General features: G+C 68.2%; 26 protein-coding genes. 19 read left to right on the top strand and 7 right to left on the bottom strand.

What is annotated here, in order from left to right:
* Positions 1-14: 14 nt before the first annotated feature.
* The 11 genes from ACWGO0_RS24135 to ACWGO0_RS24085 all read left to right on the top strand — a co-directional run bounded on the left by ACWGO0_RS24135 (position 15) and on the right by ACWGO0_RS24085 (position 9,000).
* Complete coding sequence (locus ACWGO0_RS24135; RefSeq protein WP_453538660.1) at positions 15-449, top strand: TadE family protein; 435 nt, start codon at positions 15-17, stop codon at positions 447-449.
* Positions 443-829: a TadE/TadG family type IV pilus assembly protein gene (locus tag ACWGO0_RS24130; RefSeq protein ID WP_453538657.1), complete on the top strand. Its 387-nt coding sequence runs from the start codon at positions 443-445 to the stop codon at positions 827-829. Before ACWGO0_RS24135 ends, ACWGO0_RS24130 begins: the two co-directional genes overlap by 7 nt.
* A 37-nt stretch (positions 830-866) precedes the next feature.
* Complete coding sequence (locus ACWGO0_RS24125; protein WP_453538654.1) at positions 867-2,207, top strand: CpaF family protein; 1,341 nt, start codon at positions 867-869, stop codon at positions 2,205-2,207.
* Between the two features lie 58 nt (positions 2,208-2,265).
* Entirely contained in the window at positions 2,266-3,204 is a 939-nt protein-coding gene (locus tag ACWGO0_RS24120; protein WP_453538651.1) for a type II secretion system F family protein, read from the top strand.
* 41 nt (positions 3,205-3,245) lie between these two features.
* Positions 3,246-4,133 (top strand): DUF5936 domain-containing protein, encoded by an 888-nt coding sequence (locus ACWGO0_RS24115; protein ID WP_453538649.1) that lies wholly within the window; start codon positions 3,246-3,248, stop codon positions 4,131-4,133.
* Positions 4,134-4,185: 52 nt separating this feature from the next.
* The gene (locus ACWGO0_RS24110) at positions 4,186-5,565 is read left to right on the top strand and encodes a sensor histidine kinase (protein ID WP_453538646.1); all 1,380 of its coding nucleotides are present in this window, start codon (positions 4,186-4,188) and stop codon (positions 5,563-5,565) included.
* Positions 5,566-5,612: 47 nt separating this feature from the next.
* Positions 5,613-6,692, top strand: coding sequence for a response regulator (locus tag ACWGO0_RS24105; protein WP_453538643.1), 1,080 nt, complete (start codon positions 5,613-5,615; stop codon positions 6,690-6,692).
* Positions 6,693-6,895: 203 nt separating this feature from the next.
* On the top strand, positions 6,896-7,129 hold the full coding sequence (locus tag ACWGO0_RS24100) for a hypothetical protein (protein WP_453538640.1): 234 nt from the start codon (positions 6,896-6,898) through the stop codon (positions 7,127-7,129).
* The gene (locus ACWGO0_RS24095) at positions 7,129-7,731 is read left to right on the top strand and encodes a pilus assembly protein TadG-related protein (protein WP_453538766.1); all 603 of its coding nucleotides are present in this window, start codon (positions 7,129-7,131) and stop codon (positions 7,729-7,731) included. Before ACWGO0_RS24100 ends, ACWGO0_RS24095 begins: the two co-directional genes overlap by 1 nt.
* Positions 7,732-7,759: 28 nt before the next feature.
* Positions 7,760-8,356, top strand: coding sequence for a hypothetical protein (locus ACWGO0_RS24090; RefSeq protein WP_453538637.1), 597 nt, complete (start codon positions 7,760-7,762; stop codon positions 8,354-8,356).
* The gene (locus ACWGO0_RS24085; protein WP_453538635.1) at positions 8,356-9,000 is read left to right on the top strand and encodes an OmpA family protein; all 645 of its coding nucleotides are present in this window, start codon (positions 8,356-8,358) and stop codon (positions 8,998-9,000) included. The genes ACWGO0_RS24090 and ACWGO0_RS24085 overlap by 1 nt, the downstream gene beginning before the upstream one ends.
* 54 nt (positions 9,001-9,054) lie before the next feature.
* Here the strand turns inward: ACWGO0_RS24085 and ACWGO0_RS24080 are convergent, their stop codons facing one another.
* Positions 9,055-9,246, bottom strand: a complete 192-nt coding sequence (locus tag ACWGO0_RS24080; protein ID WP_453538632.1) for a hypothetical protein — start codon at positions 9,244-9,246, stop codon at positions 9,055-9,057.
* A gap of 11 nt (positions 9,247-9,257) precedes the next feature.
* A complete protein-coding gene (locus tag ACWGO0_RS24075; protein WP_453538629.1) occupies positions 9,258-10,109 on the bottom strand; it encodes a helix-turn-helix domain-containing protein in 852 nt (283 codons plus the stop codon).
* 309 nt (positions 10,110-10,418) lie between these two features.
* On the opposite strand from ACWGO0_RS24075, the gene ACWGO0_RS24070 reads away from it, so the two are divergent.
* The 3 genes from ACWGO0_RS24070 to ACWGO0_RS24060 all read left to right on the top strand — a co-directional run bounded on the left by ACWGO0_RS24070 (position 10,419) and on the right by ACWGO0_RS24060 (position 12,521).
* Complete coding sequence (locus ACWGO0_RS24070) at positions 10,419-10,925, top strand: ATP-binding protein (protein ID WP_453538626.1); 507 nt, start codon at positions 10,419-10,421, stop codon at positions 10,923-10,925.
* A gap of 276 nt (positions 10,926-11,201) precedes the next feature.
* The gene (locus tag ACWGO0_RS24065; protein ID WP_453538623.1) at positions 11,202-11,903 is read left to right on the top strand and encodes a hypothetical protein; all 702 of its coding nucleotides are present in this window, start codon (positions 11,202-11,204) and stop codon (positions 11,901-11,903) included.
* 156 nt (positions 11,904-12,059) lie between these two features.
* A complete protein-coding gene (locus tag ACWGO0_RS24060; protein WP_453538620.1) occupies positions 12,060-12,521 on the top strand; it encodes a hypothetical protein in 462 nt (153 codons plus the stop codon).
* A gap of 252 nt (positions 12,522-12,773) precedes the next feature.
* Here ACWGO0_RS24060 and ACWGO0_RS24055 read toward each other — a convergent pair whose 3' ends face one another.
* Positions 12,774-13,148, bottom strand: coding sequence for a hypothetical protein (locus ACWGO0_RS24055; protein WP_453538618.1), 375 nt, complete (start codon positions 13,146-13,148; stop codon positions 12,774-12,776).
* Positions 13,149-13,555: 407 nt separating this feature from the next.
* Between ACWGO0_RS24055 and ACWGO0_RS24050 the strand changes: the two genes are divergently transcribed.
* From ACWGO0_RS24050 to ACWGO0_RS24040, 3 genes are all read left to right on the top strand, one after another.
* The gene (locus ACWGO0_RS24050; RefSeq protein WP_453538615.1) at positions 13,556-15,868 is read left to right on the top strand and encodes a Tox-REase-5 domain-containing protein; all 2,313 of its coding nucleotides are present in this window, start codon (positions 13,556-13,558) and stop codon (positions 15,866-15,868) included.
* 82 nt (positions 15,869-15,950) lie between these two features.
* Entirely contained in the window at positions 15,951-16,679 is a 729-nt protein-coding gene (locus ACWGO0_RS24045; RefSeq protein WP_453538612.1) for an Imm52 family immunity protein, read from the top strand.
* A complete protein-coding gene (locus ACWGO0_RS24040) occupies positions 16,673-17,173 on the top strand; it encodes a hypothetical protein (protein ID WP_453538609.1) in 501 nt (166 codons plus the stop codon). Before ACWGO0_RS24045 ends, ACWGO0_RS24040 begins: the two co-directional genes overlap by 7 nt.
* An 88-nt stretch (positions 17,174-17,261) precedes the next feature.
* Here the strand turns inward: ACWGO0_RS24040 and ACWGO0_RS24035 are convergent, their stop codons facing one another.
* The 4 genes from ACWGO0_RS24035 to ACWGO0_RS24020 all read right to left on the bottom strand — a co-directional run bounded on the left by ACWGO0_RS24035 (position 17,262) and on the right by ACWGO0_RS24020 (position 20,317).
* On the bottom strand, positions 17,262-18,854 hold the full coding sequence (locus ACWGO0_RS24035) for an ABC transporter substrate-binding protein (RefSeq protein ID WP_453538606.1): 1,593 nt from the start codon (positions 18,852-18,854) through the stop codon (positions 17,262-17,264).
* A gap of 229 nt (positions 18,855-19,083) precedes the next feature.
* Complete coding sequence (locus tag ACWGO0_RS24030; protein WP_453538603.1) at positions 19,084-19,500, bottom strand: type II toxin-antitoxin system VapC family toxin; 417 nt, start codon at positions 19,498-19,500, stop codon at positions 19,084-19,086.
* Entirely contained in the window at positions 19,476-19,805 is a 330-nt protein-coding gene (locus ACWGO0_RS24025) for a hypothetical protein (RefSeq protein ID WP_453538600.1), read from the bottom strand. Before ACWGO0_RS24025 ends, ACWGO0_RS24030 begins: the two co-directional genes overlap by 25 nt.
* Before the next feature lie 44 nt (positions 19,806-19,849).
* Complete coding sequence (locus ACWGO0_RS24020) at positions 19,850-20,317, bottom strand: SRPBCC family protein (RefSeq protein WP_453538597.1); 468 nt, start codon at positions 20,315-20,317, stop codon at positions 19,850-19,852.
* Positions 20,318-20,566: 249 nt separating this feature from the next.
* Between ACWGO0_RS24020 and ACWGO0_RS24015 the strand changes: the two genes are divergently transcribed.
* Both ACWGO0_RS24015 and ACWGO0_RS24010 read left to right on the top strand, forming a co-directional pair.
* Entirely contained in the window at positions 20,567-21,412 is an 846-nt protein-coding gene (locus ACWGO0_RS24015; protein WP_453538594.1) for an NAD(P)H-binding protein, read from the top strand.
* A gap of 189 nt (positions 21,413-21,601) precedes the next feature.
* Positions 21,602-22,801, top strand: a complete 1,200-nt coding sequence (locus ACWGO0_RS24010; RefSeq protein ID WP_453538591.1) for a hypothetical protein — start codon at positions 21,602-21,604, stop codon at positions 22,799-22,801.
* Positions 22,802-22,819: the final 18 nt, after the last annotated feature.

The raw sequence follows: 22,819 nt of genomic DNA, 5'->3' as shown, positions 1-22,819 counted from the left end.
ACCGAGGGGGACAGGTGAAACGAAGTCAAGCGCGACCAGATCAATCTCGTCCGGCGAATGCTGGAGAGACGGCTACCCCGTTCCGGAGTGACCGCGGCCAGGCGGCCATCGAGTTCACGGGCACACTCCCGCTGATCCTGATCACCCTGGCCCTGCTCTGGCAGGCCGCCATGGTCGCCTACACGTTCATGCTCGCGGGCAACGCGGCGGACAAGGCGGTCACGGCCGCCACGACGTCGCGGGTCAGCGCGCAGGCCGCCTGCGAACAAGCGGGGCGGGAAGACCTGCCGGGCGCCTGGGACGCGCAGTTCATCTGCCAGGCCGAGGGCGACCTGATGACGGCCCGGGTGGACGTCCAGGTGCCGCTGCTGTTCCCCGGAGCCTTCAACACGCCGTTGACGCTGACCGGCGAGGCATCGGCCAACCTGGAGAAGAGCTTGCCATGGTGACCCACGCACTGCGCCTCCGTTCCCGCATCCGTCGGGCCTCCCAGAAGGGTCAGGCCGCCATCGAGTTCGTAGGCGTCCTCACCCTCCTTCTCGTCGTCGCCATGGCCGTCGTCCAGCTCGGCATCGCTGTGTACGCGGCCCAGCAGGCGGGCACGGCCGCACGGTCGGGCGCCCGCGTGGGCTCGTACGACCGCGCCAACATGCAGGCCGAGCAGGCGGCGTACGCATCCATGAGCGGCTGGCTGGCCGACGACGCCGACGTCCGGGCGGCGCACGGCTTCGACGAGGTGACCGTGACCGTGGACATCGACATCCCTTCCGTCATCCCGATGTTCGACTTCGGGAACGTCTCCAAGCGCGCCACCATGCCGCGCGGCTGAACCCCGTACCACCGCACCACCAAAGGGAGTTGAGGACATGAGCCTGCGGGCGCGCATCACGAGCCCCGAGCCGACGAACGGGCTCAGCGAAGAGAGCCGCCTCGTCGGGGTCTACCGCGCCAAGCTCCTGGAGGAGATCGACCTCGCCGAGATGTCCGCCCTCGCGGCGGCCGAGCGCAGGGCGCGCCTGGAGCGCGTCCTGGGCCACATCATCAGCCGCGAGGGGCCCGTCCTCTCCTCCATGGAGCGCTCGCAGCTCATCCGCCGGGTCGTCGACGAGGCCCTCGGACTCGGCATCCTCGAACCGCTCCTCGAAGACGCGTCCATCAGCGAAATCATGGTCAACGGACCGGAGCAGGTGTACGTGGAGCGAGGCGGCCGTCTCGAACTCCTCCCCATGCGCTTCTCGTCCAACGAACAGCTGATGCAGACCATCGAGCGCATCGTCTCCACGGTCAACCGCCGCGTGGACGAGGCGAATCCGATGGTCGATGCCCGCCTGCCGTCCGGCGAGCGTGTCAACGTGATCATCCCGCCGCTCTCCCTCAAGGGCCCGATCCTCACCATCCGCCGCTTCCCCCGGGCCTTCACGCTCCAGGAGATGATCGGCCTCGGCTCGCTCGACGAACACATGCTGATGCTGCTCGCGGGACTGGTCCGCGCCAAGTTCAACGTGATCGTCTCCGGGGCCACCGGCACCGGCAAGACGACGCTGCTCAACGCGCTGTCCGGGCTGATCCCGAACGGCGAGCGCATCGTCACCATCGAGGACTCCGCCGAGCTCCAGCTCCAGCAGTCCCACGTGATCACGCTGGAGAGCCGCCCGTCGAACGTCGAGGGCAAGGGCCAGATCACCATCCGCGACCTCGTCCGCAACTCCCTGCGTATGCGCCCCGACCGCATCATCGTCGGTGAGGTCCGTGGCGGAGAGACCCTCGACATGCTCCAGGCCATGTCCACCGGTCACGACGGCTCGCTCGCCACCGTCCACGCGAACAACGCCGAGGACGCCCTGATGCGTCTGCAGACGCTGAGCTCCATGTCCGAGGTGGAGATCCCCTTCGTGGCGATCCACGACCAGATCAACAGCGCCGTCGACGTGATCGTGCAGCTCACCCGTCACGCCGACGGTTCCCGCCGGATCACCGAGATCGCCGTCGTCGACTCCCACGGCCGCGAGGACTACCGCATCGTCTCCGTCTGCCGCTTCAAGTCCCACCCGGTCGCCGCCGACGGACGCGTCTACGGCAACTTCGAGTACTACCCGCTGCCCCGCCGGGTCGCCGAACGCCTCTACATGACGAGCGAGGCGATCCCCGCCGCCTTCGGCGTCGCCCAGTCGGAGGACCAGCTGATCATGCGCCGATCCGCAGCCTGACCCCGGCTCCGCTCATCCCGTCCCCTGCCCGCCGCCACCGAGAAGGTCCCCGCCCGCCATGGATAATCTCCCGCTCCTGACGATCGGCGTCACGCTGCTCGCCGGCCTGTTCGCCGTCCTCGGCGTGCACATCTACTCATCGGGCAAGGCACAGCGGCAGATCCTGTTCGACCGCATGTCCCAGACGGGACAGATCACCATCGGCGGGCGCAACCGGCGATTCCGCGGGATCGACCGGCGGCTGCGCGGGACAGGCTTCGGCAAGAAGATCGAGCGAAAGATCTCGGCGACGGGCCTGGACCTCACACCCGGCGAGTACGCCGTCTACGTCGTGGCCGCACTGCTCGGTCTCTACTTCGTCATCGGCTCGATCTTCGCCCCGTTCTTCGGCCTGCTCGCAGCCCTCATCGGGCTCTGGGGCGGGAACGCCTTCCTCAACTACCAGCGGGCCAAGCGCACCGAGGCGTTCATCAACCAGCTCCCCGAGCTCACCCGCGTCCTCGCCAACGCCACGCAGGCGGGCCTCGCCCTGCGTACGGCGATCGCCATGGCCGTGGAGGAGCTGGACGACCCGGCCCACGAGGAGCTGCGCCGCGTCGCCGACCGGCTGTCCGTCGGCCACTCGCTCGACGACGCGCTCAACGAACTGGTCGAACGGCTGCCGTCCCGCGAGCTGACCGTGCTGGTCTCGACCCTGATCCTCTCCAACCGGGCGGGCGGCACGATCGTCTCCTCGCTGCGCAACCTCACGGAGACGCTGGAGGAGCGCAAGGAGACCCGGCGAGAAGTGACGACACTGCTGGCCCAGGTGAAGGTGACGGCTGTCGCCGTCCCGATCCTCGGCATGGGGTTCCTGCTGATCATCAACGGCATGCGCGCCGGAGCGCTCGACGACATGACGGCCGCCACACCGGGCCGGATCGCCGTCGTGATCGCCGCGGGCCTCTACGGCCTGGGCTTCTTCCTGATCAACCGACTCACCAAAGTACGTATCTGAATCAGACGGCCCTTCAGGATTTTGGAGAGAGAGGACACACCATGGACCTTCTGATCGCGGCCGTCTTCGGACTCGCCGTATACGGAGCCTTCCAGGGCATCCGCATGTACCGCGCCGACGCCAAGCTCCCCGGCGACCTGGCCATCGCCCTGGAGGTCGGTGCCAGCCGCACGACGGCCACCGGTTCCGCCGTCGACCGCATGGGCATGCGATACGCACCCCGGGTGTTGCGGATGATGGGCCCCAAGCGGGTCGACAAGGTCCGCAAGAAGCTGGACATGGCGGGTAACCCGGGCGGCATGACGATCGACCGCTACGCGGCGCGGCGGGCGGTCTACACGGGGCTGGGGACGCTGGCCTCGCTGGCAATGCTCATGAACGGACAGATGGTCCTCGCCATCCTCCTGCTCGTCTACGGCTTCTTCTGGACCGACGTGATCATCCGGTCCGCCATCAGCCGTCGCAAGGACGACATCGACCGCACCCTCCCCGACTTCCTCGACGTCCTCGCAGTCGTCGTGTCGGCCGGACTCGGCTTCCGGCAGGCGCTGGAACGTGTGGCGGAGAAGTACGCGGGCCCCTGGGCCGACGAACTGCGCATCACCCTGCGCCAGATGGACATGGGCGTCAGCCGTCGCGAGGCCTTCGACCAGCTCCGCAAGCGCAACGAGTCCGAGCAGGTCTCGATGTTCGTCTCGGCCCTTCAGCAGGGCGAGGAGCTCGGCGCCCCGATCGTCGACACGCTCATCCAGATCGCCAACGACATGCGCCGCACCGACGCCCAGAACGCCCGCCGCAAGGCGTCGAAGGCCGTTCCCAAGGCAACGCTGATCATCACCAGCTTCATGCTCCCCGGAACGATGATTCTGATCGCCGTGGGCTTCTACTACGCCGCCGACGTCAGCATCGGAGACGTCTTCGGGACGTGACACCGCAGGACGCGACCCCACCCGACCAGCTGACGAGGAGGTGAAAGGCCCCATGGGCCCACGACAGACCGGACCGGCACTCACCGGCGGACCCGACGCGACGACGGCCGAGAGCACGCCCGGCCACGTACCGGCGCTGCCCATCCAGGTGAACGCCCTCCAGGCCCTGTGCCGTCAGCTGTTCGGCTTCCGCCTCGCGATGACCGCACTCGCCGCACCTTTCGCGCTCGACAAGGTCGACGACAAGCTCGGCAGCTGGCTGGTGGGCGCGGCCGTCCTCGTCACCGTCATGGTGTCGTACGCGCTGATGCGGGACTGGGAGCGCTTCGGCCCGATCCTCCTGCGCCACCCGTCCCTGCTCGCCGCGGACATGGTGTTCGGCGCGCTCCTGCTCTTCGCGGCCACTCCGGGTTCCACCCTCACGTACGTGACGGTCTGTACCCCCCTCCTGGCGGGTCTGGTCTATGGCTGGCGGGGCGGCGCGATCTTCGCCGTACTCCAGTCTCTGCTCCTGGCCACCGCCTACGGAGTCAGCCAGAAAGTCGAGGCAGATGCCTCGGCGCTACTCGTGGTCGGGCTCTGCATCATGGCCGGAGCGGTCGGCAGTACGTTGCGGGGTCTGCTCCTCCGTTTCGGCGCCGCATCCCAGGCGCTGACGGACACCCGGGCCCGCCTCGCAGTGAACGGTGCTGTGGAGGAGGAGCGGGCACGCCTGGCCCGCGAGATGCACGACTCCGTGGCGAAGACCCTGCACGGCCTCGCCCTCGCCGCCGATGGTCTGGCGAGCACGGTGGACCGGATGGACCCGCTGACCGTCAAGCACCAGGCGGAACTGGTCGCCCGCGCAGCCCGCCGCGCTGCCGCCGAGTCCCGCGAACTCCTCTCCGACCTGCGCCGGGAATCCGGCCTGGACGGCGGCGTGGACGTCATCGACGAACTCCGGGCTCGGACAACGGACTTCGAACGACGTCACGGAGTCAAGGCCGTCTTCCGCCGGCTCGGTGACGCCCCCGTACCGCCCATCCCGCACGCCGTGGCCCGGCACGCGCTCACGATCGCGACCGAGGCCATGGAGAACGCGCAGCGCCACGCCAACCCCAGCTATCTGGACGTCTCCGCGGGCCTGGTCCGCGACACCGTACGGATCAGCGTGTACGACGACGGGGACGGCCTGCCCCCGGGAACCTCACTGGCCGACCTCCGCAAGGCCGGGCACTTCGGCCTGGTCGGCATGGTCGAGCGCGCCGCGTCCATCGGCGCCCGCATCCGTATCGGCCGGGGCCATGCGGCCCGGGGCACGGAGGTCCGTCTCGACCTGTCGCTGGCAGCAATGGACCTGGCGCCACCGACCTCGATTCCCGCCCCACCACCCGGGTATCCGCCATCGCTCCCGCAGATACCCGTCCAACGCACACGTCCTGACAACAACTGACCCACCCAGCTCCACCACAGTCCCCACCTGAGAGAGGAGGCCGCACGATGCCGGACGAGATCTCCCGCAGCTCCGGAGAGCAGTGGACACAGCACCCGCATGTCTCGCAGCACACGTCCTCGCACCCGAGCTCGCTCAGCTCCACCCCCACCTCCGGTCCCCCCACACCGACGGCATCCACCGAGTTCCCGGGGTTCCCGGGTCCCATGGCCATGCCCCCACCGCGGCCCCTGAGAGTCGTCGTCGCCGATGACAACCCCGTCGTACGCGCCGGACTCACGGTCCTGCTTCAGGGCCGCGACGACATCGACGTGGTGGCGGAGGCGAACGACGGCCGTCAGGCATACGAAATGGCTGTTCAGCACCGCCCCGATGTCGTCCTGCTGGACGTCCGCATGCCCGGCGTCGACGGCATCTCCGCCCTGCCGCACCTCGTGCGCCTGGCGCCGGTCCTGATGATGACGTACAGCCGCGAGAGCGAGATCGTCCACGAGGCGTTGCGGCTGGGCGCGGGCGGATACCTGGTGCACGGCGAGTTCACCGCGGATCAGCTGGTGGCCGCTGTCCGGGACACGAAAGAGGGCCGGGCCCACTTCACGTACTCCGCCTCCAGCGCTCTCCGAGAGTCGCTACGGGGAGGGGGCGCCCCGGGCCAGGGCGGTCAGCCGCTGCCGGAAGGACTGGGCACGGCGTTCAGCGGACCCGGCTACCGACCCGCCGCGCCACCCGGGCCAGTATCTGCAACCGCACACGACACGCACAATCGTCCGATGCCCAACCCGGCACAGAATCCGCAGGTGGGGGCAGTTCAGGGCGAGTTGGGTGCTCCGCGATTTCCGCAAAAGGCTTCGCTTACGCAACCATCTGTGGCACATTCGTCCACAGGGGTTCCCGCGCCTGCGGCCCAGGGAATGATCGCCGAGCTGAGTGAACGGGAGGTGGAAGTGATGGACCTGATCGCGTCGGGCATGACCAATCAGCAGATCGCTGCCACCTGCTTCATCAGCCAGAAGACCGTCAAGAACCACATCAACCGCATCTTCGCCAAGTTGAATGCCGGCAGCCGGGGCGAGGCCATCGCCGTCTGGCACCGCATGTCGTCCGGGGGGTCGACGAGGCATGGCTGACACAACGATGGGCCTGAAGGCCCAACTGGATGCTTGGGCCCGGAGTTGGGCCCGCAGGCCCATGCGACTGGGTGCGTCCCCGACGTACGTTTCTCATGTCGAAAGCGAGACCGGCCAGGAGGAAGCCGGAAGCGCGGACGACACGAAGACATACGAAGCAGTGTCGGCCGATCCCCGGTCGGCCGAACTCGGAGGGGAACACCATGTCGAACATCACCCTGAAGGCCGCCACCGCCACGCAGACCTACATCAACGGCTGGAAGAACACGGCCGTCGAGGCCATGAAGCGCCGGAGCGACAAGGGCCAGGGCGCCATCGAGTACGTGGGCATCACCATCCTGGTGGTGGCGATCGTCGTGGCGCTGCTTCAGACGAACATGGGCGCCGAGATCGCCGGCAAGTTCACCGAGAAGATCGGCGAGGTTCTCGGCGGGTGATGCTCTCACTGCGCCGTGAGTCAGGGCAGGCCGCACCGCTGTACATCACAGCGGTGGTGGGCCTGCTCTTTCTCGCGTTGATCTTCTTTGCGTTCGGTGAAGCAGATGTCAGACGCAATGGTGCCCAGAGCGCGGCAGATGCCGCAGCGCTGGCGGCAGCCCAGGAGTCTCGCCGCCTGGAAGGTGTGGACCTGCGGGCCCACATCCTTGACCGGGTCTACCTCAGCCTCGTGTTCAACTCGCCGTATCCCGGTACCCACAACGGGTGCGCGAGGGCGTACGGGTTGGCCGCGCAGAACGACGCCACTCGCGAGGGGTGCCGCAGGCTCTTCGACGGCCGCTGGGGCTTCACGGTTGATGTCAGGTCGAACAAGGGGATGAGCGCGAACCTGGTTCCGGGGACGGAGGGGAAGCGTGCGACGGCCACGTCAGTGGCCGTCGTCGAGCCTCGCTGCAAGTTCATCCCGAACCCGGACCTGACGTCGCCGTCCCCCGGCATGCTCGCCTGCGACTCCATGCCGCCCTGGGTGATCGATCCCAAGGACCTGGCGCTCCTGCCGGACATGACTGATCTCTTCACCGTACGACTGGCCGAAGACTGACCACGATCGACGCAAAGGAACTGGACCGATGAGTAATCCGCACGTGAGGACCATGCGCCGCGCGGGCGTTGCCGCCTTGATGGTGGCGACGCTCGCCCTGTCGGCGACTGCTTGCGGTAGTGAAGAAGGCAAGCAGCCGAAGGAAGGTGCGTCCACGGCATCTGCGGCGCCTTCGAAGTCCGAGGACAAGGGCAGCGGAGGCGGGGAGACCGTTCCGGACACGAGCAGCGTTCTGGTGACCACCAAGAACGACGCTGGTGTCGAGATGGCCATCAACACCGCCACGCGTGACAGTGGCGGCTTCCTCACGGTCAGCGGACAGTTCAAGAATTCATCAGGCAGCGCCTTCACTGTTCCCATCGCTTGGAATGGTCCGGAAGTGGCAGTCGCTCTGAAGGGGAGGTCACTTGCCGGTATGACGTTGGTGGACTCCCAGGGGAAGAAGCGGTACTACGTACTCCGCGACACGGACAACCGTCCTCTGACCACGACTGATTACTACTCACGGCTCGAAGCAGGCAAGACCCTCAGCTTCTTTGCCCAGTTCCCGGCTCCTCCGGCCACGACAACGAAGGTCGACCTTCAGTTCCCCGGATTCGCCAACGCACCGATCGAGCTTTCTTGATGACCGCCGCCACCAACACCACCGAGCGGGCCGCGGTGCGTTTCGCTGTCACAGCCCTCGCGGGAGCGCTTGCGTTCGGAGTCATGGGCATTACCCAAGCCGTCGCCGATGACAGCCCTTACCCGTCGGCTTCCGCCGAGGCGCCGGTCCAGATCGACGCCAATGACACCGACCTCAAGCTCCCCGACGGCGCAACCCTCGCCGCCCCCAAGGTCCTCGACATCAAGTCCGTCGTGGAAGACATGGGCGGCGAGGAACGCCGTGAGGACACGAACGCGGACATCAAGTTCGCGCTCCAGGCCGAAGTCCTCTTCGGTAAGGACAGCGCCAAGTTGAGCTCCGCGGCCAACGGCCGTATCAACGCGATCGCCGAGGAGATCAAGAAGCAGGACGCCAAGAAGGTCCGGGTGTTCGGCTTCACCGACAACCTTGGTTCGTCCGCCCACGGCGACGTCCTCTCCAAGCAGCGTGCGGAAGCCGTGCACGGTGTTCTGCAGAAGGCGCTGACCGGTACCAGCATCACGTTCGAGATCCGTGGCTACGGCGAGCAGTTCCCGATCGCCAGCAACTCCACGGAGGAGAACCGCAAGAAGAACCGCCGGGTGGAGGTCTCCTTCCCCCGCGCGGAGGGCTCCCAGAGCTGATCCACGTGCAGCGCCCGGTACCGCGATCGCCTCGCGGTACCGGGCGCTTTGCCGTTACAGCAGGTGGTCGGCCTTGCCGGCCTTGATGTCGCGGATCATCTGCTGGAGGGCCTCGCGGCTGTCGGTGAGGTAAGTGTCCTCCTCGCCCTGCTTGGCGATGTAGCTGTTGCCCTGTTCGTCGGTACCGAGGCGGTAGCAGGAGTTTCCCTCACCGCAGAACGAGTCTTCCCAGTTGATTGCTCGCATGGATCGTCTCCTCAGAGTTGACGTGCGATGTTGCGGATGAAGTCCCGCGCGGCCTCGGGTTGCAGCGCGATGTCCTCCATCCAGTCCAGGTGGGCCCGGTACTTGGTGAGTTGAGGCTCCGAGTGGAGAAAGTCGGGACCGTGCGAGTTGTCGATCTGCACGGTGTCCAGCTCGGGGACGGCGCCCTCGGCGTACAGGATGGTCTGCCCGGCTCCCGGGAACGCGCCTGCCGCGAAGGGGATGACCAGCAGACGGATGTGTGGCTGCTCCGACTTCGCGAGCAGGTGCAGCAGTTGGGCCCGTGCGACGATCGGCCCGCCGAACTGCATGCGGAGCGCAGCTTCGTGAACGATGCCCGTGTACGGGGTGGGGGCAGGGCCATCCAGGATCGACTGTCGTTCCAGGCGGTGGGCCAGCCGTAGGGCGATCTCGTGGTCGGGCAGCGCTGGAATCACCACCCGGAACACGGCCAGTGCGTGGTCCGAGGTCTGTAGTAGTCCGGGAATGTGGACGGAGTAGGCAGCTCTCATCCGGACCGCATGCGACTCCAGTTCTGCGATATCGCCCAACTTGTCGGGCAGCGTGGTGCGGTAGTGCTCCCACCAGCCACGGGTGCCGGGCTGGGTCATGTCGACCAAGGCGTCAACGAACCTGTCGTCGGCGCATTCACAGGCGCGTGCCAGGGTGCGGAGGCGGTCGGGGCTGATCGCCCGCGTACCGCCCTCGATGTTCGAGATCTTGCCGCGGTCGACGCCGAGAAGCTTGGCCGCCGACTCGGCCGACATTCCTGCCGACATGCGCATTCTCCGCACCTCGGCGCCAAGTCGCCGTTGACGGTCGGTAGGAGACGTCCTCGCTGCCATGCCGTTCCTTTCCGCATGCGGTCAAGGGCAGTCTGCCGCCTGAGCGTGCGACTCGACCACGAAAGGGCTCACTTCCCCTGAAGATAGGGCTAATTTACCCTCGCTGAGCTACATTCAGTAACGCACCGCTCACGCAGCGATGAGTCTGAAGTGCATCACGCGGTCCTGCCCGCACCCTCCTGCCCTGGGAGGGGCAGGCCCGCGTCAGGGAGACAGGCCACTACTCATCCGGTAAGCCGCGAGCACCTCGTGCGCCTCGACGCGAAAGAGAACCCCGCCAGCAGACCATCCGTTCAAGGGGAGTCGACCATGCCTCCATCTCCGCGCGCCGCACTCTGTCCCGTAACCCCCGAGGAGCCCGTACCCGATCCCGACACGGACCCGCACCCCGCCCCGTACCCCGAGCGCCGTTCGGGCAGCAACCTGACCGTCAGCGTCACTCTCCCCGGAGACCCCCGCAGCGCGGCCATCGCACGCGGCGTCGTCACGACCGCCCTTCGGGCGCACGGCCTTGCCGCCTACACCTGGCCGGCGGCCCACGTCGTGTCCGAACTCGTAGCCGTCAACGCAACACTCACTCCGCAAAAGGACCTCTACCTCTCCCTCCGCCACCGCGGCGACGCGTTGCGGCTGCTCGTCTGGGATCAGCACCCCGAGCACGCCGACCCCGATGTCGCCGTCCTCTGTGCGCGGCGCCGCCGCCGGGCGCTGTGGTTGCTGACGGCGGTCGTGGACGACTGGGGCGGGGAGTGGGGCGCGTGCAGGGCGCTGCCGCCCCATCGGGGAACCAAGACCTGGGTGGTCATGCCCCGTTGAGGTGTACGGGCAGATCCGATCCTCGGATCGGATGGCAGAACCCCCGACCGGCAGGTGCGCTGCCGCCGGGCGCAAGGCCGGTCAGGGGCAGGGGGCATTCGAGCGCACCGAACGGCCCTCCCCTGATCACCCGTCAAGTGCGTCACCTGCGAGGGGTGCGCCGTGTGAGCCCGTGCTTGTAGCATCCGCCCACGACTGGTCGATGTTGTGGGGGCTGGGTTGATATTGGCGGCGGGCTACCTGTGGTCCAACGACTTTTGGAACACGTTTCTCACTGTGCTTGCCGCAGTCCTGTTGGGTGGCGGAGCGATCTGGGCGACCCTCTACGCCGTCAACCCCAAGAAGCGGTTGATTTGGCGCAATGACGTCAACGAGGCCATCATCCCCGACGGCGTGAGCACGCTGTCGGTGCTGCACGCGGCGACGCCCGTGAGTGACCCACGCCTCGTGGATCTTCAGGTCAAGAACAACGGGCGGCGTGACATAGAACCGGCGTGGTTCAGTCACGACACCGATGCCTTGATCTTCGATCTCGGAACCTCCATCGTCGATCTGGTCGACGTCTCGACGGTTCCCAGCTCTACGATCACGCCTGCTGTCTCCTACGCCGGAAGCAAGGTTCACCTGCATAGGAGCTTGATCGCCAAGGATCAGCGGATCAAGATTGTGGCCCTTGTCGACGGCCCCGAGGGGGAAGTGGCGTGCCACGCGGCGGGGTTGCTCAACGTGAAGGTGCCGTCCAAGCCGAGCGGTGGGATGAGCTTCCGCTCACCGGCCGCGCGGGCATGGAACCGTGCGACGTACGTTCTCCCTGCTGTCCTCTCCGCTGCCGGGTTGGTCGTCTCGTTGCAGCTGGACAAGGCTCAGGAGGCTGACGTTCGCCGTGAGCGGGATGAGCGTGTCGCCTTGTGCTTGTACCTGAGCGAGCATGACTCTGCGAAGGCTCGGAAGGACTGTCCGGCGCCGAAGAAGCCGTAGTCGGTGGATGGGCGCGGCCAACTGCGCACGACTGGAAGACCGCGCGGGTGATGCGGCGCCTGACGAGCATCACCTTCCGTGATGAGTGGTCGGCTGAGCGTGATCAGGCTGGGTAGGGTGTCGGAGTATTTTCGGCGCACCAACGAGAGGCACCCGATGAGCACTCCTCACAACGAAGGCGACGTTCTCCCGACCGAACCCGCCGGCGGGGGCAAGGTCACGCTGCTCTCCCTGAGCGTGAACTCCGAGTCGCTGCCCGAGGGCAAGACGATCACTCTGGACCCCGCCACCTTCGTCAAGAGCCAGCCGGTCACCATCAAGGAAGGCGTGGAGTGGAACGTCGTAGCCACCTTCCGCGTGGACGAGGCCATTGTGTCGGGCCTGCGGTACGTGCACGTGGTGAAGCGGGCCGGGGTCAAGGTGGACAAGCTGGAGGCGATGTTCGGTTCCTACGGACCGTCGGCCGACTCGTACATGAAACAGCTCGAAACCGAGGAGTCGCCGTCGGGAGCGGTGGCCCGCGCGGGGAACTACTCCGTCAGGTCGCGCCTCACCGATGACGACGGCACGGTCTTCGCCGACTTCGAGTGGTCGTACAAGGTGGCAAAGGAGTGGTGAGGCGAACCCGCAGCGCCCCGGCCCATGGGCCGGGCGCGCCCCAGCCTCAGTCCCAGCCCTAGCCCCGGCTTTAGCCCTCGCTCTCGTAGTCGGCGAACCAGTGCGCTCCCACGAGCCGAACGTGTTGTCCCGCCCGAGGATGGGCCATCTGTCGGGGTCCGCGCCTTCGGTGAGCCAGTAGAACTGGTGGCCCGGCTCGCAGCCCGCCCACTCCAGCAGCCCGCCGGGGGCCGGGTACAGCTCGTACGGCTCCTACAGGCGGCTGCCGTTGGTCCTGGCCCATTCGCTCAGCCACTCGGTGTGCAGGACGATGTCCCCGCTCTCGAAACCGGCGTCGGGCAGGTGGAGTTCGAGGAAACCGTCGAACGCGCCGCGCCTGAGTATCCCGGTGAGCTGCTTGTAGTCGGTGGGCAGCGCGGTCCCGATCCGTGCCTCGACCGCCGCCCAGTCGAACGTACGCGCACGCGCGGTGCCCCATCCCGTGACGGCGACGACCCCGGCGACCCAGGACGTCTCCTCCGCCAGGCCCGCCGCCGGTCCTCCCGCTCCGCGACCGGCGCCACGATCCGTACGCCGTCGTCGAATCGGGCCGTGCCGCAGCCGATCCACCGGTCGCCGTGCGCCCATCCGCGCATCTCCACGATCCGCTCGCCGAACGGCGTCAGGAGCGGGAGCCCGGTCCGGTCGGTCAGGGTCGGATCGGCGCATCCGTCCTTGGCGAGTTTGCGCGGCTGCCCGTACCGGCCGCTGAGTGCCATCTGGAGCGCGGAGAAGCTGATCTCGCCCACTGTCGGCGGCTAGGCAGACGTGCATGGCAGGCATTGAAGCGGACAGGACTGACATCGAGGCGTAACGGGGGTGATTGGGTCTCGGATGGGGCCCTGGGGCCCATGCCCCGGACGGCATCCGCGTGTTCGGATGAGTGGAGTGGCTGACCTGCCGCTGCACGTCGACCGGGTGGGGGACCTGCCGTGGCTGGCACAGGGGGATTCATAGTTCCGGGCAGTGCGGGCGCGGGCGCGGGCGGAGGCACCGTGCCTGTCCCTGCCCCCGCTCCTGGCAGGCAGCCGCTGCCGTGGCCTCTGTACGCGGTTCTGTTCCTCGTCCGGGCACTGTTCGTGGTCACGGCCCTCGGCGGCATCGGCGTTCTGACGCTCGCGTCGTCGGTCGACGCCGTCGACGGTGAGCTGCTCGGGCTGCTGTTGTACGCGGCGTTGCCGGGTGTCATCGGGTTCGTACTGTCGATGTACGTCCGGACGGGCGGCCTCTGGGTCTGGCGCGGGCTCCTCGCCGTACACCTGTGGTTCGCCCTCGGTGCGCTGGCGACGCTCGGGGGCTCCGGGAGCGGGCGCGGGCTCACGCAGTTGGTGATACCCGTGGCCGTGGTGGTGTTGCTGCTCCGGGCCGGTTCGCGTGCGTGGTTCGGGCTTCGGCCCGAACTGCGCGTGCCGCGACGGCCGTTCAGTATCTCGCGGATGATCAAGTGGCGCCGGGACGGCGGGCAGGCCGCGGCCGAGTACGTGGGTCTGGTGCTGGTCGTCGTGGCGATCGTGGTGGGTCTGGTGGCGCTCGGGATCGGCGGCCAGATCGCCGGTGGGTTCCGCAGCGCTATCTGCGAAGTGACCGGCAGCGCGTGCCCCGCTCCCGACAGCGGGGACGTGGTGGCCGGTGACGGGGGAGAGACCGGCGGGGCGGACTCCGGCGGTGGTGCGGATGCCGGCGGGGCGACCGTGACCGGCGGGAGCGGCGCGGGGGGCTCGGCGACGGCCGGCGGAACGGGGGGTGAGCCGACCGCTTCGGGTGGGACCGGAGAGGCATCCGGTTCCGATGGATCCTCGGGTGGGTCCTCTGGTGGCTCCTCCGATGGTTCCTCCGGTGGCGACACCGTTATCCAGGTCGACGACGGTGGCGACGACGTGGACGACTCCGGGGGTGCGGAGGCAGATCCGGGCGAGGACGGGGACGGCGACGGTGGCGGGGACGACGACGGCGAGAGCTGCACGTCCGGCTTCGGAGCGTTCGTGTCCTGCGCCGCGGATCAGACGGGCGGCTTCTTCAAGGGCGTGTTCGCCGACGGCCTCTGGGGCGATGTCACCGGCACCGTCGACACGATCCTGCACCCCATCAAGGCGTGGGAGGGCATCAAGGAGTACGGCGAGGGGCTCGGCGACCAGTGGGTCGAGGACTCCAAGGACGCGGCCGGCAAGTGGTCCGACGGCGACTACCTGGGGGCGGTCTGGGACTGGACCAAGGCGTCCGGCAGTACGGGGCTGACGGTCCTGGACGACGTGTTCATCGGCGACGAAGTCCGCGACATGTGGAAGAACGGCAACGAGGGCCAGGCGATCGGCACCGGCCTCTGGAACATCGGGTCGCTCTTCATTCCCGGTTACGGCGAAGCCAAGCTCATCGGCAAGTTCGGAAAGCTGGGCAAGCTCGGGAAACTCGGCAAGCTGGGCGAGTTCACGCAGGCGGCCACGGACGCCGCCGCGAAGGCGAGGAAGGCCGCCAAGGCCGGAGACGTCGACGGTGCGCAGAAGGCCGCCGAGGAGGCCCAGCAGCACGCGGACGACGCGGCGGAAGAGGCGGGGCTCACCGGCTGCACCGTCGGCCTCGGCGGCCACCTCCGAGTCCCGTACGGCGGTGACGGCGGTGGCGGCAGCGCGGGCCTGGGGGTGGCCGGCTCCGGTACCGGCACGCTGGCGGCGGCGCCCACGGCCGTACCGGTCCGGCTGCTGGCCAAGGACTGCGACGAGGTCGACCCCGAGAAGAAGGCCGCGGCCGAGGAGGCGCAGAGGCAGGCCGACGAGGCGAAGAAGGCTGCCGCCGCGGCCAAGCGGAAGGCGGGCCTGGAGCGGGCCCAGAACCAGCCGAAGCCCGCCTGGTACAAGGACCTCAAGAACCCGCGGGCCGGCACCAAGGACGGCAGCGACGGGAAGTGGACGTCGGTCAAGCCCGGTAACTGGAGCTATCAGAGCGAAATGGGTGCCAGATACCAGGAGCAGGTCTCGATGGTGGGCCGCGGCAAGGAGTACCGGGTCGAGCTCGACAAACTGACCGGCAAACCGGTGGACTTCGACGGCTGGGATTCGAGTCGCGGCACCTACCTGGAAGCCAAGTACGGCTATCGCGGGCCGGATTACTACAATGCGGACACCGGTCGGCTCACCTCTGATATCGCCGACCGATGGGCCACGCAGGCAACCCGCCAGGTCGACGCCGCTCGTGGCAAGCCCGTCGAATGGCACCTGTCCGATCCGGAAGTCGCCGAGGCGGCGAGGATCATGTTCGAGGAAAGGGGTATCGAGGTCACGGTGATCGACACTCCGGCGGATGTCATCGGCTGACCCCCGGGCCCTGAACGCAGAATACTGATCGCTGAGCAGCTAGGGCGCTGAGAGTGTGGCGTCGAAGCCTGAGGAGAATCTCGTGCTGGATGTCGGTGTCAACGGTCTTTGGGGTACGCGGGAAGAGGGACCGCAGGAGATCGCCGAAAGATGGTTTGCCACGCTCGCGGGACTGAAGCGTATTGATGCCGCGATCTTCCATGATTGGCACGAGGCGGGTAAGGACCTGCCGTCCGATCCCCTGCTGATTCCTTCCGTTCCCGCGCTGACCGAGTACATCGAGCGGAAGAACACCGGGCCGGATCTTGAGGTGGTCGGTTACACGACGTCTCTGTGGGCACGCAATTCCGTTATGCCGCATGTGAGTTCAGCGATTCACGCGGGTGGCTTGTCCCCGTACGTCACCAACTCGGTCGCGATTTCGCTTGTGTCACGTACCTTGGACGAAACTGCGGAAGTGATCCGGCGTGCCCCTGAGATTCTGGACGTCATCGCGGACGCGTGGGACGTCGATGCCGGCCAGGTGTACAGCAGGTCCCAGTTCCGGGCTGTGTCGAGTCACTTCTCCCTGAAGAATTCCGACCCCCGCTGCGGCAGGGCCGTCTACCTCTCCACCCGGCGTGCGGAACTCGCGCCCGAGGGGCTGCCGGGGACGTACAACCGTACCGACGCGGGTGGGCTGATCATCGACCTCACGCGGGGTGGCACCGAGTCCCCGTCGGACGAGACGATCATCGAGGTCAACAAGGACCTGCGGGCGGCCGGGGCGCTGGAGCCGCTGGCAGTCCCGTTCGACCGGGCGACATGGTGAGAGATCCTCTGGAGTTCAAGGCCGCGGTGGACCGGTACGTCGTGGCGGTCGAGGCCCTGCGGACGGCGCCGTACACCCCTCCCTGGACGGGATGCGCGGACCCCGGGTACTCGACCTCCGGCGAGGACTTCGCCGTGGTCGCCCTGCGCGTCAGCCGGGACTTCTACGACCCCGGGGACGACGGCTCGATCCGGGAGGCGCTGCACGACGAGTTCGAGACCGAGCACTGGGGTGTGGTGCTCGCGCTGGAGAAGCGCTGGGGTGCGTACGCCACCGTGTCGGCCATGGATGCGTACGTCGAGCAGGACCAGGAGGGCCGGGCCCTGCCGCCGCTCCTGGAGGTGCTCTGCGGAGACGGGTTCGATGACCTGCAGGTCTGGGAAGTGGACGCGCGCAAGATCGCGGTCGGTGTCGCTCAGGCGTCCGGGGACGAGCCGTTCGTGCTCTTCGCCGCGGTGACGGGGGCCGGGGCCTGCCTGGGCAAGCGGCCGTAGGTGGCGGCTGCGACCGCCCTGCGGAGTCTGCGTTGCGGCAAACGCAACGCAGACTCCGCAAGGCGGCATTCTCGGGACGGAGGACCGTCTAGAACTTGCTGAGCTCCCAGAAGCGGAAGACGGTCGAGGCGTCCAGGGTCCACTGGAGGCCGGAGATGTTGTCGTACGCCACCGCGTACTGCTTGCCCTGCCACAGAGGCAGGATCGGCAGGTCCTCGGCCACGTCCTGCTGGAGTTCGTCGAAGGCGCTCTCGGTGGCGGCCCGTTCGGCCAGGGCGGCGGTGGCGGGGATGATCCGGCCGGTGATGTCGTCGTTCACGTAGCCGTTCTGCAGGACGTTGTCCTCGCCGAAGAACGGCTGGGTGAAGTTGTCCGGGTCGGGGTAGTCCGGGACCCAGCCCTTCACGTACACGCCGAGCTCGCCGGCAGCGATCCGCTGCTCGTACTCCTCGAAGGGCATCGACTTGACCTGCGCGTCGAACAGCCCGCTCTTGTTGAGCTGCTTGGCGATCGCGCGGAACGCGTTGTCGGTGGAGGGGCCGTAGCGGCTCGGCGTGGACCACAGCGTGAGCTTCACCTTGTCGGTGATGCCCGCGGTACGCAGCGTCTGCTCGGCCTTGTCCGGCTGCGGGGTCCCGCCGTACAGGTCGAAGAACGCGGTGTTGTGGGCCGTGATGCCGGCCGGGACGATCGAGTACAGCGGGGTGGCCGTGGAGTGGTAGACCTCGCTGACGAGGGCGTCACGATCCACCAGGTACGCGATCGCCTTGCGTACGGGGAGCTTTCCGACGACCGGGTCCTTCATGTTGAAGACCAGGTGCTGCACCTCGGCGCTGCTGCCTTCGACGACGGCGATGCCCTTGTCGGCCGCGGCGGACGATTCCTCCAGCTGGGCGATGTCCTTCGCGGCCAGACCGCGGTAGGCGACATCGATCTCGCCCTTCTGCAGCGCGGACGCCAGCTTCTCCTGGTCGTCCCGGAAGAAGTTGAGGGTGACGCCCGAGTTCTTCACCTGGGCTGTGCCCCGGTAGCCGGAGTTGACCGAGAAGACGGCCTTCGACTTGTCGAGGGACTTCAGCTGGTACGGCCCCGACCCGACGGCCTTGCCGTCCCTGCGCAGGCTGTTCGCCGGGTACGAGCGGTGGTCCACGATGGAGCCGGCGCCCGAGGCGATCTTGCTGGGGAAGGTGGCGTCGGGAACCTTGAGCTGGAAGACGACAGTGCGCTCGTCCGGAGTGGTGATCTCCGCGATCGTGGAGAGCAGCGGCGCGGGACCGGCGGGGTCGTTGATCCTGATCGCCCGGTCGAAGGAGAACTTGACGTCCTTCGAGGTGAGGCTGTCGCCGCTGCTGAACTTCAGGCCGTCCCGGAGCGTGCACCGGTAGGTCCTGTTGTCGTTCTCGAACGCGCAGGACTTCGCCGCTTCCGGCTCCGGTGTCGAGCCGCCTCGGGGGAAGCTGAGGAGGGACTGGAAGACGTTGTTGAAGAGCAGCCAGGACCCCGGGTCGTAGCCCGAGGCCGGATCCGAGGCCATGGCGTCGTCATCCGACATGCCCACGACGATCGAGTCGCCGGAACTGCCGGAGTCTCCTCCGCCCTGGAGGCCACCGCAGCTGCTCAGCAGAGCCACCGCGAGACCGGCTCCTATGGGAGTGCTTACCCGGCGTCTACGTATGTTCACAGAACTGCCCCGTGCTTCCTGTCGGCCGATGCGAGGGTTCCCGCGCGGCCGGACCGTGGAAGCGAGCGCCCATGGGCAGATCATAGGGCGAGCTGGCGGCCTCTCCTGGCGCCGCCTGCGGCTGGTGCGGTACGAGGGGTGGCATATGCCCGCGGATCGGACAAGTGTGGGGGTCGAATCGATCAAGGGGGGCGCGCCGGTGCGGGCCCCCCTTGATCGACCAAGTCCGTCAGACGGACTCCACATGTGCTCTGTTGCCGCAGAGCTTGATCATGTCGTCGGCGTCCGAGGTGAGAATGATCCGAGGCCCCTGGCAGCTCAAGGCTGTGGCGGCTACGACCGCGTCGATGGCGTACTTGTGTCCGTGCAGATTCGCGTTGCGCAAGAGGTCGATCGCGCTCCAGGTGATCGGCTCGGTGACCGGCAGGACTTCGAGCCGTGACACGTACCAGCGGAATCGGTCCATGCGGACTCCGGTGTGCCACGCCTCGATGAGGGTCAGATCGCTCACCGCGACCAGTAGATCCTTGGACTGAGCCGCCCTGATGAAGGCGGTGACTTGTGGGTCGGCCTGCACGGCCTTGGAGAGGCCTTCGCTGTCGAGGAGCAGTACGCCGTGGCTCAGCCTGCCGCGCGGTCGTGCCATGTCCGGTTCTCCTCGTCGCCTTCGACGCTGCTCTCCGACACGGCGAGGCCTTCGGCCGCGAGGATTGCATCGGTCGCGCGATCCAGCATCGCTTGAGGAACCGGGCCGGTTTCTTTCTCGCTGGCCTGCAACAGCTCTTCCAGCAGATCACGCTGTATCTGCCGCTCGACGGCCGCGCTGATGTACGCCGAGAAGCCCCGCGCGCCGACGCGCGCTTTCACGGCGGCGATCCGGCCGGCCGGCATGGAGACGCTGACCTTCTGGGCGGGCCCCTCGTCGGGGGCGTAGTCCGCTGGAGTGTCCATGAAGCGATGGTAGCAAGGTGTGTAGCAATTGGCCGTGCGCGTGTTCAGCCCGTCGATCGCTCCACGGCTGACGCGACGTCTTCGAGGTCCTTGGCCACCGCCTTGGCCACCGCCTTCGCGCCCAGGCCGCCGAGCAGCTTGGAGACGAGGCCGGCGAAGCCGCCGGGAGGGGTGGCGGAGAACGTCATGCGTACGGTGGTGACTCCCGGCCCGCCGTCGGACAGGGCGAACTCCGATACGTAATGCGCGCCGTGCGAATCGGCCTCGGCCACGTAGCGGGTGGACGGCTCGCACGCCGTGATGCGCATCTCCTCGGTTGCCTGCTTGCCGAACATCCGGCGCGTCTCGACCCAGCGGGTACCCACGGTGAACGGGCCCTCGGTGAGGACCTCGACCGCCTCCACGCCACTCAGCACCGCCGGCATGCCCTTGAGGTCCGTGAGTGCCTCCCAGACCTTTCCGGCGGGCGCGGCGATGCGGCGCTCGACGACGACGACTTTCGGATCACTCATGGTGGCGCCTCCTGGTCTGTGCGGTTCACCCATCGTGCACGGCGTCGCAGGCCGCCGCCGGTCGTCGGCGGTCGCTCCCGGCCGTGTTCGGGGCCGTGTTCAGGGCCGCCGGGCATAGCCACTTTCCTCTAGGTACCTACTATCCCGCCGGTGTTAGCTTCAGCGAGTCGCAGCGGGCCGGACCGGCCCGGGTGATGTCTCTGTCGGTTTGGACAGTCTCAACACGTTGTACTGATACGGGAGTTACTCATGATCGTAGTGACGGGGGCAACCGGTAACGTCGGCCGTCCGCTGGTGCGGGCGCTCGCGGCGGCCGGTGAACAGGTCGCGGCGGTGTCCCGGGGGATCACGGCTGCCGATGTCCCGGAAGGTGTCCGGTCCATCCGGGCGGACCTGGGCGACCCGGAGAGTCTGCGGCCGGTGTTCGACGGCGCCGATGCGCTGTTCTTCCACGACACCGGAGCCGGTGCGCACCTGCTGAATCCGCAGGACATCCTCGACGCGGCGAAGGCCGGGGGAGTCCGGAGGGTCGTGCTCCTCTCCTCCATCGGGGTCGCGAGCCGAGCGGATTCGCAGTCGCACGGCGGTACGGGTCTGGCGCTGGACCGGGCCGTCCGGCAGTCGGGCATGGACTGGACGGTCCTGCGCGCCGGCGGTTTCGCCTCCAACGCGTACGCCTGGGCCGAGTCGGTCCGTACGCGGCGGACCGTCGCCGCACCGTTCGCCGACATCGGGCTGCCGGTCCTCGACCCGGCCGACATCGCCGATGTCGCCGCCGCGACCCTGCGCGAGGACGGTCACGCCGGGCAGGTGTACGAGCTGTCGGGGCCCGCCCTCACCACACCGAGGCAGCAGGCCGACGCGCTCGGCGAGGCGCTGGGTGAACCCGTCCGGTTCATCGAGCTGACCCGCGAGGAGGCCCGGGGGCACATGCTCGCGTTCATGCCCGAGCCCGTCGTCGAGACCACCCTGACCATCCTCGGCGAACCCAACGAGGCCGAGCTGCGCATCAGCCCCGCCGTCGAGCGGATCCTCGGCCGCCCGCCCCGCCCGTTCGCGGACTGGGCCCGGCGTCACGTTGCCGCGTTCGCGTAGGAGGAGGGTCGGTACGGCCGGTCACCGCTTGGGTCCTGGGGCCCAAGACGGTCGGGTCCGTGACCGTTAGCGTCGGCGCCGTAGGGGAACAGAGCCCGCCCCGGCGCTCCCCCATGGCGCCGGGCCGGACGTCCCCACCAGAGGCCGCGATGGGGAACAAGGCGTATCCATGTGGTCATAATCGGCCGCATGCCCGACAACCAGACGCCCACGCTGACGCCCGCCCCGGCGTCGCCGCCGCGCCGCCGCGACCTCCGGGGCCGCGCCGCCGTGGCGCTCACGGCAGCCGCCCCCGCACTGGGGGTCTACGCGGCCGTCCGGGTCATCGGGCTCCTCGGTTTCTGGGGCTGGGCCTCCTTCGCCGGGAAGGACGCCCTGCATCTGCTGAGCGGGCGCTGGGACTCCGTCTGGTACCAGCGGATCGCCGAGAACGGATACCGCTACTCCGTCACGCTCCCCGACGGCAGTGTCCACTCCGACCTGGCCTTCTTCCCCCTGCTGCCCGCCCTGGAACGCGGCATCGCCGACGTGACCCCGCTCACCGTCGGCGGCGCTGGGCTGCTCGTCGCCTGGCTGGCCGGGCTCCTCGCGGCCTGGGGGATCTTCGCCGTCGGCGCGCGGTTGTACGGCCGACGGGTAGGGGTGGTGCTGGCGGCGCTGTGGGGGGTCTACCCGACGGCGTTCGTGCAGTCGATGGCGTACACCGAGACCCTGTTCACCGCCCTGGCGGCCTGGGCCCTGTACGCGGTGCTCACCGGGCGCTGGATCGTGGCGGGCGCGCTCTGCGTACTGGCGGGGCTGACGCGCCCCTCGGCCGCGGCGCTCGTCGCCGCCCTGGCGATCACCGCCGCGGTCACCCTCGTGAAGGAGTACCGGGCGGGGGACCGGGAAGGGCTGCTGCGCCGGAACGCCCGCATGCTGCTCGGTGTCGTCCTCGCGCCGCTGGGCTGGCTGGCGTACGTGGTGTTCGTCGCCGTACGCCAGGACAGCCCGCTCGCCTACTTCGAGATCCAGGCGCAGTGGGGCAACAGCATCGACGGCGGACGGGCCCTGGCCGCGTTCATCGTGGGCCTGCCGCTGCCCGCCGCGCTCGGGCTGTGCGCGGCGCTGGGGCTGCTGGGATGGCTGGTGTACCTGTGTGTACGGCAGAGGCAGCCGCTTCCCGTACTGGTCTACGGCATCGCGATCGTCGTCATCTCGCTGATCGGCTCCGGCTACTTCGGCTCCAGGCCGCGGCTGATGATGCCCGCGTTCCCGCTGCTCCTGCCGCCCGCCGTGGCACTGCTCCGGCTGCGGTCGACTGCCCGCATCGCCGGTGTCGTGGGCGCGCTCGCCGTCGCCTCCGCCGCGTACGGGGCGTGGACGCTGCTGGGGGCGGGTCCGCCCTGAGGTCGGGGACCGCTCTTT

The organism is Streptomyces sp. NPDC055749 (assembly GCF_053617235.1).
The sequence above is the reverse complement of the archived record's forward strand: the minus strand, read 5'-3'. Positions and strand labels throughout refer to the sequence as shown.